A 13412-nucleotide genomic window follows, 5' to 3' on the forward strand; every position below is an offset into this window, starting at 1 on the left:
AGGTTTCAATTTATTAGGGGGAGTGGTTTTATGTTAAACAAAAAAATGGTGGCAATGGCAATGACTGTACCATTAGTAATGGGGACGATTTCTACAGTTTCCGCATTGGAAAAAAAGCAAGTAAAGGTAGAAGCTTATTCACCACAGAAAAAAGCAATTGAATATTTAAAAGGACATGCTACGGAATATGGATTGAAGGCAGACCTTTCAGACTTACAATATATTTCTACAACAGAAACACCAGTAGCTTCATATGTTAGATTCCAACAAGTGGTCAATGGTGCTCCTGTATTTTCAAAACAAATAACAGTTACTATTAATGGACAGGGGCAGGGATTACTTGCTGTTTCTGATTACCAGGCAGTTCAAAGTGTGAAAGAAATAGCGAATAAGATTAGTGAAAAAGATGCTGAACAAAAATCAATGGCGTATGTTGGAGGAGAAAGTGAGCAAAATTTATGGGCTCCTACAGAGAAAGAGTTTGGATATGTTATTGAGGATGGAGTAGCTATCCCAGTATATAAAGTTTTAGTCCATTCGAATAAACCTTTCGGAGCATGGGAAACATTTATTGACGCGGAAAATGGAAAGTTAATTAAAAAGGTTGATATAAACCGAAAAGCAGAAGGAACAGGGAAAGTATTTTTACCTAATCCTGTCGTATCAAGTGGTAGTTTAGCAGGATTAAAGGATAATAAAGATGCAGATTCTACAGCTCTAACGAATCAATTAAAGACCGTTACTTTAAAAGGTTTAGATGGTAGCGGATTTTTAATTGGGGAGTATGTCACGATTTCTTCAAAAGCGAAGACGAAATCTACAAACTTACAATTTAACTATACACGTGCAAATGATAGTTTTGAAGATGTTATGTCATATTATCATATTGATACATTACAGCGCTATATTCAAGGATTAGGCTTTAAAAATATTAATAATCGTTCGATTAAAGTAAATGTAAATGGTACAACTGACGATAATTCATTCTATTCTCCATCAACGAAAGCTTTAACTTTTGGTACTGGCGGTGTAGATGACGCAGAAGATGCGGGCATTATCGCGCATGAATATGGTCATTCTATTCAAGATAATCAAGTACCAGGCTTCGGAAGTTCACCAGAAGGTGGAGCGATGGGAGAAGGATTTGGAGATTTCCTAGGTGCTACGTATGAAGATGCGGTATCAACGACAGGATACGGGAAAGCATGTGTTGGAGAATGGGATGCGACTGCTTATTCTAGTTCAGATCCGACGTGCTTACGCCGATTAGATACGAATAAAGTATACCCGAAAGATATAACGAATGAAGTGCATAATGATGGGGAAATTTGGGCTCAAGGTCAATACGAAATGGCGCAGTCTTTTGGACGTGATGTAGCAACAAAAATTATTTTACAATCACATTGGTCATTAACGCCAAATGCTAAATTCCGTGATGGAGCGAAAGCGATTAAGCAAGCAGATGCTCTTTTATACGGCGGGCAACATGCTGCTGAAATCGATCGTATTTGGGCAGCGAGAGGAATTAGTACGAATTAATATAAAAAGTCGTGGCGTTTATAAGCCACGACTTTTTAATTTGCTTAAGGACTGGTACTGGAAAAATTATTGGTATCGGTAATAATGTACATATACCGATAAGTTTACTTTACTGCTTCTTTAAAAACAAAATGCTCTTTAAATTTTCTAGACTCAATTTTTTGGCCGTTTCGCATAGATCGGAAAGGATGCTCTTGCCAAGTGATTAATACGTCAACCTCATCTGATTTTGTAGAAACAGGGAAGTTAGCGTGTCTAAATCCAGTTTTTCCACTCGCTAGACGACTTTCTTTTAGGGAAAAGAGTTCATATTTTGTTTTCATATTTGGTTCATTGCGGAAGACTTCAACTTGTACGTTATATACTTCGTTTTCTCCAACATTCTTTACTGAAAATTGATATGTTTGAAATTCATTTTGTTTAGCTTGAAGCATATTTTTGTTTGTTTTTTTCGGTTCATCAATATTCACTTGCCATTGATCAGAGTTTTGAGAGATTGGTAAAGATTTTGGTGAATAAGCATGCGTTTCATTCACTACAATTAGGCATAACAAAAGGAGAAAGAAACTTATTATTTTTTTCATATGTACACCTCCGATAAAAATTTAGTAATAATATGTGTGGGAAATACGGAATTTATGTAATAAAATGGAAAAAGTAAGTACAATTGAAAGAATTTGAGAAGGATAAAATATTTCTAAGTTGTCAAATGATAATTGTATAGAGTTCAATGTTCATATTACATACTCTTAGAAGGTGTCTGTTTAGTGAAAAGTCGCAATATTTTCTAAAAGGGCTTGCGTTTTACAAAGAGAAGAGATAGAATACTCTGTAAATATAAAAAGTGATGAACAGGAAAAGTACATGATGCAAAGGTCTACAGAGAGCAATCGGTTGCTGGGAAGATTGCGATACCGCATGATGGAAAGACACCTGTGAGTGTTGCTTTGAACGTGATAATTAGTAAAAGCAAACGGTACCTACCGTTATCAGGGCTAAGATGGTCATTATGACAATTTGGGTGGTACCGCGGAAAAATCCGTCCCTATTTATAGGGGCGGATTTTTGTATTCTTTGAAAGGAGGTGAGTGACCGTGGATGATGACGACGACAACAATAACAATAACGTAAATAAAAATAAAATTAATGGAGGGAAATGTAATGGATCAAATAATGAAGCGTTCACTCACACGAGAATGTACGGAGTATGTAGGAAGGGCTGTATTACTACAAGGATGGGTAAAAAAAATTCGTCATCTAGGGAATGTTAGTTTTTTATTATTAAGGGACCGAACGGGTGTTATTCAATGTGTATTAGAAAACGAGTTAGCCGGATACAAAGTTGATGTTGAAAGTGTGGTCCAAATAATTGGAGAAATAGTAGAGACACCGAAAACAGAATTAGGTGTTGAAGTACTTGCACATGAAGTGAAAGTACTAAATGGAGCAGAATCACTCCCATTTGAAATAAATAAAAAAAAGTTACAAGTTGGCTTAGATCAATTATTGAATGAGCGGGTATTATCGTTAAGACATGAGCGAATCGCGGCGATATTTAAAGTGAAATCCATACTCGTTCAGAGCTTTAGTGAATTTCTGATAGAGAACGATTTCACACGTATATTTACTCCGAAAATTGTTTCGCAAGGGGCAGAAGGAGGAGCGAATGTTTTTAAGCTTTCATATTTCCAAAAAGAAGCCTATTTAGCTCAATCACCACAGTTTTATAAACAAATGATGGTAGCGGGAGGACTTGAACGTGTTTTTGAAATTGCACCTGTTTACAGAGCGGAACATCACAACTCTTCCCGTCATTTGAATGAATATATATCGTTAGACGTAGAGCTTGGATTTATTCATGATTTTCATGAAGTGATGCAATTAGAAACGGATATTTTACGATATATGTTTCAACAAGTGTCAAAAAACTGCGAAAAAGAATTACAACTACTACAAAAAGGAGTACCTGTTATTGCAGAAATTCCTAAAATTACATTGGCAGAAGCACAAGAAGTTTTGAAAAGTAGGTATCGAAAAGAATCTCCTATAGGGGATTTAGATACAGAAGGTGAAAAGTTACTAGGGAAATATGTGAAAGAAACGTATAATAGTGAATTAGTATTCATTACACATTATCCGAAAGAATCGCGACCGATGTATACGATGCCGAATAAAGAGAATCCAACTATTACTGATTCATTCGACTTATTATATAAAGGGTTGGAAATAACGTCAGGCGCACAGCGAATTCATAACTATGACATGTTGCTCGCATCTTTTAAAGAAAAAGGATTACATCCAGAGAAATTTCAATCTTATGTAAATACATTCCGATACGGTTGTCCCCCGCATGGTGGTTTTGGAATTGGATTAGAACGAGTTGTGTATAAGCTATTAGAATTATCGAATGTAAGAGAAGCGAGTGCTTTTCCGAGGGATTGTACACGTCTTATACCATAACATTAAAACCCTTCTATATTATAGAAGGGTTTTGTGCATTTCAACATATGTTAAAGGGAATGATAATGGTTTTTTCGTGTGAAAATATGTAAATTATATCAAGAAAATTTTATAATGAATTGAGAAATAGAAAATTCATAAGTTATAATAAAATATGAATATAAAAATAGTTCATATAATAATGTATGGAAGGGTATGAAACATGTTATATCAAACTCAAGCAACACAACAAACACCAGCTTATATAATCTATCTTCTGGATGTAAGCGCATCAATGAATCAAATGATGGATGCAGGCGGAGAAGAAAAAAGAAGAATTGATATTGTAACGGATGCTCTTTCTTTAGCAATTCGCCAAATGGTATTCCGTTCAACAAAAGGTAGTCGTTTGCTCCCGAGGTATAAATTGTCTATTTTAGCCTATAGTGATCATGTTTTTGATTTATTGGGTGGGGTGAAAACAATCGACGAAGTAGCAAGACTGCGTCCGCTAGAAAAAATCCAAACACATCGCTTAACTGATACAGCAAAAGCTTTTTCTGTAGTAGAGAAGTTATTACAAAATGAATTACCAAATTTACAAGATGGACCAGCTCCTGTTGTCTGTCATATGACAGATGGGGCTTCAACTGGTGAAGATCCAGAATTAATTGTGCGAAGAATTATGGATATGTCTGTACCTGATGGAAATGTACTAATTGAAAACATTTTTATTTCAGATGAAATTATGCAAGACCAAATTACTAGCATAAAGAAGTGGCAAGGGATTATGCCAAATACAGAAATTACAGATGAGTATGGTGCAAAGTTGCAAAGACTTTCATCGCCTATCCCTCAAAGCTATCGTGAGATGATGACTGAATATGGTTTCCATATTGCAGATGGTGCGGTGATGATGTTTCCTGGTACAAATGCGGATTTAGTATCACTTGGATTTCAAATGTCTGCTGCAACGCCGGTTCGATAGGAGGGAGAAGTATCGTGAAATATATCCTATCGCAAGAGAGAGAAACGGTATTGCAAGAAAAGAAAAGCAAACATTTTACTTATCGATATAGCTATGTCAGAGCAAAAGAAACGCAGGATTTAAATGAGATTGGACAGGACTTCCTAGTATTTCAAGATAATGGAACTAGTTTCATATTTGTTTTATGTGATGGTGTAGGGATGTCTTTCCACGGTGAAATTGCTGCAGAGTTTCTTGGTATGAAGTTATTAAACTTGTTTGAAACGTGTCAAGAAAGTGGACAGGATATTCCTACATTATTAGATGAACAGTTAAATAATTGGATAGAAGAAGCTTCAGAGGAAGTGAGTGCATTCCGATTGCCAGAAAAAACACCGTGGTTACTTCGCGATGTATTAGAAGAAAAGCGAAAACAAGGTAGTGAAGCGATGTTTATTGGTGGGAAAATAGAGCTCATTCCAAATCAAGACAAAGTACAAATAACGATAGTTGTACATGGTGATTCATTTGTACAATTGTTTCAAGATAAGAAGAATTGTTCGAATGTAGTGAAGTTTGAGAGAAATATAGAGAAAAGATGGTCTACACAGTGTGGCATTATTGGAGGTGCACTGGAGGTATTTTCAAAGACATTATCCAGAGAAGAAATAAACCGGATAGTTATTCATTCAGACGGACTTGTATCGCTTAAGCAGTATAACTTTGAGGAAGTCTTAAAAGAAATAGAGAGGGCGCAGTGCTCACCGACAAGCGATGATATTTCATTTATAGATATTTCTTGGTAACAACACGATGGAAAAAGGTGAATAAACGTGGAAGAGATTATTGTGACATACATAAAGCAATCAAATGAAGAAATTGATATTGCAATTCCTAATGATGTAAAAGCGGTACAAATTATTGAAGCAATTTTACATCATGAAAAAATAGACGAAGCATTGGGCGGTATCTATGAAATTAGAGTGGCAAAAGATAAAGAAGAATGGTAGCCCTAAAAATGTTTAGTAAAGGTGCAGGATATATGTCCGCAACTGATACGAACAATGCATTTAAATGTTTTGAATTTTTAACTCGTGAAAAATATGCAAATGCTATTAATGGGGAATTGCGCCAAAAAGCATTGAAACAATTAGACGAAATTAAAGCTATGAACGTTCAAAAATAACTAGATTTAAATTTCGCATAAGGAGTAAATATTAATGAGTTTAGTAGAAATTTGAATTCTACTAAACTCATTAATTATTCATTAAAGTCACACTTTGCATAATGAAGAATTTGGAAGGTGGAAAAAAGATGATTAGCAATTTAAAAAGAGAAGCATTATCCTCATTGAAAGGCCGATGGGGATTAGGGGTAGGTTCAACGTTTCTTAATTACCTCATTCCCGCAGCAAGTATGTATTTTATTGGTATAGTAGTATTTCTAATTTTTGGTTTGTTTATTGACGTTATAGGACCTGAGAACCTTGTATATTATTCATATGGCGAACCTCAAATTAATTTTGGAGTTATTTTATCTCAAATTATTATATGGGCTATTATTTTTATTCTTTATATTGTTGTACAAAGTGTTATGAGTTACGGCTATTATAATATCACATTAGGTTTAGCGAAAAATGAATCTACCACAATTGGTGATTTATTTGCTGGTTTCAATTCAAATAATATATTTAGAGCTATGAAATTAGGTATTTTACAAACAATATTTATTAGCTTATGGAGTCTTTTATTCATTGTTCCAGGTATTATTAAATTTTTCTCTTATTCTATGGCTTACTACATTATGTTAGAGGATCCAGAATGTACAGCAAGTGAAGCAATTAAAAAAAGTAAAGTGATGATGAAAGGACATAAGTTAGATTTATTTATCACTTGGTTAAGTTTCATTGGTTGGTTTATTTTAGGTTCATTAGTGGGAATATTTACACTAAATCTCCCATATCTTTGGATTTCGCCATATTATACTACTACAGTATCACATTTCTACTTAAATCTAGTGAATAAAACTAATAATACAAAAGAAGTACCAGTTATTAATGTTCAAAAATAATCGAATTTATTCTAAAGGGCATTGCTGTTAATGTTTTGTCATAAATCTTTGTTTAAACGAAAAAAGAAGATTTCTTTTTTCGTTTTTTTCTTTAGCTAAAACACTTAATAAAAGCGAATTATCTATATAATTTACATCTTTGTCTAGTGCGCTTTGCATTCCAGATAACATCATATATACAGCTAAAATAACGATAGTGAAAAATAAAACGGGTCCGAACGCTACCCAAGGTAAAACATTTAAAAACTGGTGATTATGACCAAGTAAAACAAGTGTACCCGCAATGTTAAATGAAATGGCTTGAAACAGTGCTAAATGCAATAATAATACTAAAGTTTGCAGCATCTGTTGATTTATCCAAATGAAAATTTTTGGTGTAAGAAAGGGTTTTAAATGTAATTTACAAATGTGAAAAAAACCACCACCTAATGTTTTAGAACTTGTCACAAATTCATTTTGTAGTAATAGACGAATTTCATTGCTGAAAAGTTGTAATAAATTAGGTACACTAATAAAAATTAAAACCGAAATCGTATAAGTAAGCCAAAGGTGTTCATCTTCTGGAGATACGAACATTACAGGTGATAGTAAAAATATAGCTAATAAGGTGCTAGGGACGTATTGGAATGTTTCAAATAGAACATCTAAAAAACGTACGTATCGATAAAAGTATGCATGGAGAACACCAAATATAAGTGAAAAGGCTATACGGAAAAAGCTAATAATTACTGCATAAAAAATGGGTGTTTTTGCATTGTAAAGAGTCCGAATTAATACATCATTCCCGACCATATCTATCCCGAAAGGATGAGCAAAAGATGGCGGTGCTGGGGCTGTCCGAGTTATTTTATCTTCGATATATTGATATTCAGGGATAGGTTTGATTTTTCCTGTGTCTACTTTCTCTTTTGTAATATAACTTGAAATAATAATGGATACTAAAATAAAGAGTCCGATTAAAAATCGTATGTTAAAAACTATCTTTTTAAGCATGTAAATCCCTTCTTCCTGGTAAAATGCGTTTTAATAGTTCAAAGGAGAGATAGAATGGAATTGTTAAAATTAATATGCTTACGGTAATAATTTCCGGTGTTTGGTGCGTAATTAAAAATTTAAATAAGCCGTATGAATTAAATAAATACTCTAGTACGATCATATTGGAAATCATAAATAAAAAAATAGATTTTGCATTATAAAAGATGGAGAGTAAGGCGTTAATGAGTACGTGTTTATATAAAATGTAAAATGGCTGTAATCCTTTTGCGACCGCAACGTTTACGTAATCCTTTTGTAGTTCATCTTTATAGTTTAGTAGGCTGATTTTGTATAAGAAAATAATTGGTAATATACTTAACGTTACTATCGGTAACAAATATGTTTTTTCTTGCATAGTAGAAAAGGGAACGGTAACGAGTAAATTTGTATTTTTATAAATCCAAATGACAAATAACTGTACGCTGAAGACAAAAAATAAGTCAGGTAATGATTCTAGTACGTGCAAAGTTTTAAGAATAAGAGATTGAATGCGTTTAGGGAAGTAAAATGTAAGTATAGTAAAAGTAGTAGAAAGAAGTACGGCGATAAGGAAGGCACAAATCATAATCGTTAATGTATGCGTATATGATTCTAGTAAGTATGGAAACAGGTCGCGATCGGGCGATTGAGTACCAGCATTGTTAATTCTATAAGTAATACTGGTAGGGTGAAACAAAGAAGAAATAACATTGGATATCGAATCTAAATAGTTACTAAAATTAAATTGTAAAGTTGGTGTAGGCGGAATTGCTAGTGATGTTGCTGAACTTGGAGATGTACCAAAAAATAATTGTGGTAAGGAACAAATCGCAATAATACCAAGAATGATAAAAAATGAGCGGACAACAAAAAAACAACCATTCTTTAATAGTGACATAACGTTTGGATCTCCTTTTATTTTTATCCCGCTATATGCGGGTAGTAATACTCTCACCTCAAAATTTGGCGGGAGATAACTGTCCGTAAATGCCCGATTGGTGAAAGAAAATAACCCCAATGATTAATGTTTTACTTTATTGTAAAAATTTTCTATAAGACGATATAAAAATCCTTTTCGACAAGAAAATTAATATATCCCTTGACAGTTACAAATATAACCGATATACTTCATATTAATTTCAAAAGAAAATATATTCTAAATATTAAAATGTGTTGAATAGGAGTAGTAAGGTCATGTATTTGTGCAGAGAGCTATGGGTTGGTGCGACATAGTCAAATGACATCCTGAACTCGCCTAGGAGCAGTAAGGTGGAACGGAATCACATTTCTTAGTAAATCTTAACGGTTAACCTTCGATATTAGGTTTGTAATCAAACGATTACTACTAAGGTGGATTCATAATGGAATCAATAAGGGTGGTACCGCGTTAAGTAAATGGCTTAGCGTCTCTTTATATAAAGAGATGCTGGGCCATTTTTTATTTTATAGAAAAAGAAATGGAGGGTTTATTCGGATAGGTATATAAAATTTATTTATTTATATAAAAAGATTTAATAAGGAGGAAAATAAGATGAAACAGACGGAGCAATGGACTTCGAAATTAGGTTTTATTATGGCAGCAGCAGGATCAGCAATTGGACTTGGCGCAATATGGAAGTTTCCTTATATTGCTGGAAAGAGCGGGGGAGGAGCATTCTTTTTAATCTTTATATTATTTACTGTATTAATTGGTCTCCCGCTATTAATAGCTGAATTTATGATTGGACGCAGTACACAGAAACAAGCAGTTGGAGCATTTAAAAGTATCGCACCAAATACAGGATGGCACTGGATTGGACGTCTTGGGGTTGGGACTTGTTTTATATTACTTTCGTTTTATAGTGTTGTAGGTGGATGGGTACTAATTTATTTATTCAGAGGAGTAACTGGACAACTTATTACTCCGGGACAAAATTACGGTTCGTTATTTACTGAAACAATTGGAAATCCGGTTTGGGCTATTACTGGACATTTCGCTTTTATGTTCATTACGATATCGGTTGTATCAAAAGGTGTACAAAACGGAATTGAAAAAGCAAGTAAATATATGCTACCAGCATTGTTCGTTTTATTTGTCGCCCTTATTATTCGTTCATTAACACTGGATAATGCAATGCAAGGTGTGAAGTTTTTCTTACAACCAGATTTCTCAAAGATTACTTCAGAAAGTATTTTGTTCGCCATGGGCCAATCATTCTTTGCGATTAGTATCGGAATATCAATTATGGTTACATATAGTTCCTATTTAAATAAAAAAGAAAGTTTACCAAAATCAGCGGTTACGATTGTTGGATTGAATTTATTCGTATCTTTATTTGCAGGCCTTGCTATATTTCCAGCAGTATTTTCATTAGGAATGGAGCCGACAGAGGGGCCGGGCTTACTATTTATTGTATTGCCATCTGTATTTAGCCAAATTCCATTCGGAGGATTGTTCTTAACGGTATTTCTTGCGCTATTTACATTTGCGACATTAACCTCGGCATTTTCTCTACTAGAGACGGTTGTTTCAGCATTAGCAAATGGTGAACAAGAAAGAAGAACAAAACTATCATGGATCATTGGTTTCTGTATTTTCTTAGTGGGTATACCATCTGCGTTATCATTTGGAGTATGGAGTGATATTACGATTTTTGGGAAGAATATTTTTGATGCAGTAGACTTCTTATCTAGTAATATTTTAATGCCGCTCGGAGCGCTATTTATTAGTATTTTCGTATCATTCAAAATGGAAAAGAAAGTGTTAGAAGCAGAATTTTTTGTAGGCGGAAATTACGGAAAGAAAGTATTTACTTGTTGGGCATTTTTACTTCGATTTGTAGCGCCACTTGCAATAATCATCGTCTTTTTAAATGTAATAGGAATTATTTAACATTAAATGTTATAATATTCAGTAAAAAAGAAGGTGATGATTATAAAAGCGAATTTGATAGAAGCAGGGAAGTATATGAATATTAGAGGGAAAAAGTTATACGTTGAAACGCATGGAAGCCCTAAAAATAAACCAGTCCTATACTTGCATGGTGGACCAGGAGAAAGCTGCTATGATTTTTCATTTCATCAAGCGGAACGTTTAAAAGATTCTTTATATGTAATTATGATAGATCAAAGAGGTGTTTGTCGCTCAGAAGAAATTAATGAGGACGAAGCTTTTGGATTAAATGATTTGATTGAAGACTGTGAGGAACTAAAAAAAGTATTACAAATTGAGAAATGGTCTGTAATTGGACATTCCTTCGGTGGATATTTAGCATTGTTATATGCGTTGATATATCCAAGTTCAATAGAGAAAATAATTTTTGAAGGGCCAACTTTCGATTTTGCATTAACAAGTAGGGCTTTGTTACAAAAGACAGGAACGTTATTAAAAAAGTATGGAAAAGAAGCGGCAGCAGAAGAGTGCCTAACTTATTCATCTAGTAATGCTAATTCGGAAGAGTTACTAGATGCATATATAAGGTTAAGTGATGAATTAGATGAAAAAAGAATGGAAATTTACAATTATAAGGAAGATGAGACAGACGATAGCTTATATAGTGACGAAGAGTGGGAACAATTTTCGAATCGTTCCAAAATCCATTTCGATAGATTAAAATCAGAGGGAGCATGTCATACGTCATTATTATCTAAAATAAAAGATGTACAGAATCCAATGTTATTAATAGTAGGAAAATATGATGTGGTAACGTGTGAAAAACAAGTTGAAATCTTTAATAAAGATGCTCGAAACGGCAAGTATATCGCATTTGAAGAGAGTGGTCATTCACCTCATTATGAGGAAGCAGATAGATTCGCAGAAACGGTCATGCATTTTTTGAAATGAAGAAAAGGGTGCTTCTATAAATAAGGAGCACCCTTTCTAGATTTCTGGATATGTGATTGTAATGTTGGGCCATTTGTTTTGCCAATTCTTTTTAATAACTCTATTTTTGTACATATGTATACGTTCTTTTGATTCAAGAAAATGAGCTGTTGGTCTCACTTGTAATGAAAGCACATCCTCAATACCACATGGTGCTGTTAATATGACGTTATTTAGTTCGTCAAGTGTAACTCCTAAAGCGGTTGCTGTTTCAGGAAATTTAGAAATAGCATCAACAGAAGAAGAGTATGGCAGCATTCCATTCACTACATGCATGCGAGTTTGATTTTTTACTGACCAAGGGATAGAGGCATCCATCTTCGTCAGCTTCTGTTCTAATGATTGTTCGTATACCTCATCTTTATGTAATGGATCAAAATAAATGACATCGACGTCGGGTGTAGCTGTTCGTACTTCGTAGTTATGTAAAGTATCCCAAATTTTAGAACGGACAAATCCAGCGCAAACCCACCAATCAGGTAGCTCTAGTGATTTTGCCATTTGTAATACATTCATCATCCATTCGTCGTTTTCTATTAAGTGAATTAAATCTTGCTTTGTTTTTATATTCATTGATAAATACACCTTCCTTGTAGATTAATGCATCAGCTCAATAATCCATAAAATCCAGTAAGCACCTGGTACAAATAAAAGTTGTGCTAATAAGGTGCCGAGAAGTCTAGAAATCATTAGCCAACCATACATTTTACTCATTGCTTCAGCACCCTTTTCTGATTGTAAAGCTCGTTCTGTTAAAAGAGCAATGCGTGGATCGAGTAGCACTGTTAATAAAATGGTAGCAAAACCATTAACTAGGCCAGAAGCTGTACTTGCATTTGTTGCGTAATCTGGGTTTAAAAAGGAAGCGTAAAGGGCTGAAAGTACCCCCGCTGTATAAATTGCAGTAGCAAACATGTTAATAAGCATAATACGCTTTGGTATACCACCGATCCTCATTCGATGAATCATTTCGAATTTGGGGAAGCGTACATATTTTTTTGTGTACTTTAATTTTTGAATGTTATTCGTCTTCATCATTCGAATGAATGAACCATCTGTTTCAAAGTTTTGAATGACGTATCCAAATAGCTTTGTCAAAGTTGGATAGAGTATAATCGCGAGCAAAGTACCGACAGAAGCAGATAATAGAACGAGCCGTATAATATGCTCTAAATTAATAGAAGAATCTAGTTTTGCTTCATCGACAATACCACCGATTAAAAAGGCTTGCAGTAAGTTAGATGTTCTTGAAATAAGCAGTACCATTCCTACGACGGATAAGGCAACGGCAATCTTTTTTAAACGTACACCAGCTAATCGAATACTATAAGAGCTAGTTTCAACTGCGTGGATAACAATTGTGAAAGCCATTATAAAAATTAATGTAATTGACATTTGATTCACCAGTTTCTATTAAATTAAGTATAACTTTTTCACTTTATCATATCTTTTGTGATTTTGTAACTGAAAGTATAAGGGTTAGAAAAAGTAATTTTCTGAAAAGTTAAATGGTGATAGTAT

13 protein-coding genes, 1 pseudogene and 2 other annotated features are annotated in these 13412 nt (G+C 34.0%); of the genes and pseudogenes, 9 read left to right on the forward strand and 5 right to left on the reverse strand.

What is annotated here, in order from left to right; genetic code table 11:
* The first annotated feature begins 30 nt into the window (after positions 1–30).
* Positions 31–1539 carry a M36 family metallopeptidase gene (locus tag JDS80_RS21235; protein WP_071745234.1) on the forward strand — a complete coding sequence of 503 codons (1509 nt, stop codon included), beginning with the start codon at positions 31–33 and terminating at the stop codon, positions 1537–1539.
* Between the two features lie 104 nt (positions 1540–1643).
* Here JDS80_RS21235 and JDS80_RS21240 read toward each other — a convergent pair whose 3' ends face one another.
* Complete coding sequence (locus tag JDS80_RS21240) at positions 1644–2123, reverse strand: hypothetical protein (protein ID WP_098889000.1); 480 nt, start codon at positions 2121–2123, stop codon at positions 1644–1646.
* A gap of 254 nt (positions 2124–2377) precedes the next feature.
* Positions 2378–2589, forward strand: a binding site (T-box leader).
* 111 nt (positions 2590–2700) lie between these two features.
* On the opposite strand from JDS80_RS21240, the gene aspS reads away from it, so the two are divergent.
* The 6 genes and pseudogenes from aspS (at position 2701) to JDS80_RS21270 (ending at position 7015) form a co-directional block, all read left to right on the forward strand.
* The gene (gene aspS, locus JDS80_RS21245; protein WP_098888999.1) at positions 2701–3999 is read left to right on the forward strand and encodes an aspartate--tRNA(Asn) ligase; all 1299 of its coding nucleotides are present in this window, start codon (positions 2701–2703) and stop codon (positions 3997–3999) included.
* 202 nt (positions 4000–4201) lie between these two features.
* A complete protein-coding gene (locus tag JDS80_RS21250) occupies positions 4202–4966 on the forward strand; it encodes a vWA domain-containing protein (protein WP_071745230.1) in 765 nt (254 codons plus the stop codon).
* Positions 4967–4977: 11 nt separating this feature from the next.
* Complete coding sequence (locus tag JDS80_RS21255; RefSeq protein ID WP_098888998.1) at positions 4978–5751, forward strand: protein phosphatase 2C domain-containing protein; 774 nt, start codon at positions 4978–4980, stop codon at positions 5749–5751.
* Positions 5752–5778: 27 nt separating this feature from the next.
* The gene (locus tag JDS80_RS21260; protein ID WP_180237345.1) at positions 5779–5955 is read left to right on the forward strand and encodes a hypothetical protein; all 177 of its coding nucleotides are present in this window, start codon (positions 5779–5781) and stop codon (positions 5953–5955) included.
* Positions 5952–6131, forward strand: a pseudogene (locus JDS80_RS21265) (hypothetical protein); the annotation flags it as partial. The gene JDS80_RS21260 and the pseudogene JDS80_RS21265, both read left to right, overlap by 4 nt.
* 128 nt (positions 6132–6259) lie before the next feature.
* A complete protein-coding gene (locus tag JDS80_RS21270; RefSeq protein ID WP_098888997.1) occupies positions 6260–7015 on the forward strand; it encodes a DUF975 family protein in 756 nt (251 codons plus the stop codon).
* A 27-nt stretch (positions 7016–7042) separates the two neighbouring features.
* On the opposite strand, the gene JDS80_RS21275 is transcribed toward JDS80_RS21270, so the two are convergent.
* Both JDS80_RS21275 and JDS80_RS21280 read right to left on the reverse strand, forming a co-directional pair.
* Positions 7043–8008 carry an ABC transporter permease subunit gene (locus JDS80_RS21275; protein WP_098888996.1) on the reverse strand — a complete coding sequence of 322 codons (966 nt, stop codon included), beginning with the start codon at positions 8006–8008 and terminating at the stop codon, positions 7043–7045.
* The gene (locus JDS80_RS21280; protein ID WP_098888995.1) at positions 8001–8927 is read right to left on the reverse strand and encodes an ABC transporter permease subunit; all 927 of its coding nucleotides are present in this window, start codon (positions 8925–8927) and stop codon (positions 8001–8003) included. Before JDS80_RS21280 ends, JDS80_RS21275 begins: the two co-directional genes overlap by 8 nt.
* 266 nt (positions 8928–9193) lie before the next feature.
* Positions 9194–9443, forward strand: a binding site (T-box leader).
* Between the two features lie 117 nt (positions 9444–9560).
* Between JDS80_RS21280 and JDS80_RS21285 the strand changes: the two genes are divergently transcribed.
* Positions 9561–10901: a sodium-dependent transporter gene (locus JDS80_RS21285; protein WP_098888994.1), complete on the forward strand. Its 1341-nt coding sequence runs from the start codon at positions 9561–9563 to the stop codon at positions 10899–10901.
* Between the two features lie 36 nt (positions 10902–10937).
* The gene (locus tag JDS80_RS21290; RefSeq protein WP_098888993.1) at positions 10938–11852 is read left to right on the forward strand and encodes an alpha/beta fold hydrolase; all 915 of its coding nucleotides are present in this window, start codon (positions 10938–10940) and stop codon (positions 11850–11852) included.
* Between the two features lie 36 nt (positions 11853–11888).
* On the opposite strand, the gene JDS80_RS21295 is transcribed toward JDS80_RS21290, so the two are convergent.
* Both JDS80_RS21295 and JDS80_RS21300 read right to left on the reverse strand, forming a co-directional pair.
* Complete coding sequence (locus tag JDS80_RS21295; RefSeq protein WP_098888992.1) at positions 11889–12464, reverse strand: nucleotidyltransferase family protein; 576 nt, start codon at positions 12462–12464, stop codon at positions 11889–11891.
* 24 nt (positions 12465–12488) lie between these two features.
* Positions 12489–13286: a lipid II flippase Amj family protein gene (locus JDS80_RS21300; protein ID WP_071745224.1), complete on the reverse strand. Its 798-nt coding sequence runs from the start codon at positions 13284–13286 to the stop codon at positions 12489–12491.
* Positions 13287–13412 lie beyond the last annotated feature (126 nt).

Origin of the sequence: Bacillus cereus group sp. N8, from assembly GCF_016483685.1 — a bacterium.
Classification (GTDB): domain Bacteria; phylum Bacillota; class Bacilli; order Bacillales; family Bacillaceae_G; genus Bacillus_A; species Bacillus_A proteolyticus.

Bases quoted from the DNA above. Each gene is read 5' to 3' on its own strand.
- JDS80_RS21235 (WP_071745234.1), top strand. From the start codon at position 31: ATGTTAAACAAAAAAATGGTGGCAATGGCAATGACTGTACCATTAGTA.
- JDS80_RS21240 (WP_098889000.1), bottom strand. From the start codon at position 2,123: ATGAAAAAAATAATAAGTTTCTTTCTCCTTTTGTTATGCCTAATTGTA.
- aspS (WP_098888999.1), top strand. From the start codon at position 2,701: ATGGATCAAATAATGAAGCGTTCACTCACACGAGAATGTACGGAGTAT.
- JDS80_RS21250 (WP_071745230.1), top strand. From the start codon at position 4,202: ATGTTATATCAAACTCAAGCAACACAACAAACACCAGCTTATATAATC.
- JDS80_RS21270 (WP_098888997.1), top strand. From the start codon at position 6,260: ATGATTAGCAATTTAAAAAGAGAAGCATTATCCTCATTGAAAGGCCGA.
- JDS80_RS21275 (WP_098888996.1), bottom strand. From the start codon at position 8,008: ATGCTTAAAAAGATAGTTTTTAACATACGATTTTTAATCGGACTCTTT.
- JDS80_RS21280 (WP_098888995.1), bottom strand. From the start codon at position 8,927: ATGTCACTATTAAAGAATGGTTGTTTTTTTGTTGTCCGCTCATTTTTT.
- JDS80_RS21285 (WP_098888994.1), top strand. From the start codon at position 9,561: ATGAAACAGACGGAGCAATGGACTTCGAAATTAGGTTTTATTATGGCA.
- JDS80_RS21290 (WP_098888993.1), top strand. From the start codon at position 10,938: ATGATTATAAAAGCGAATTTGATAGAAGCAGGGAAGTATATGAATATT.
- JDS80_RS21295 (WP_098888992.1), bottom strand. From the start codon at position 12,464: ATGAATATAAAAACAAAGCAAGATTTAATTCACTTAATAGAAAACGAC.
- JDS80_RS21300 (WP_071745224.1), bottom strand. From the start codon at position 13,286: ATGTCAATTACATTAATTTTTATAATGGCTTTCACAATTGTTATCCAC.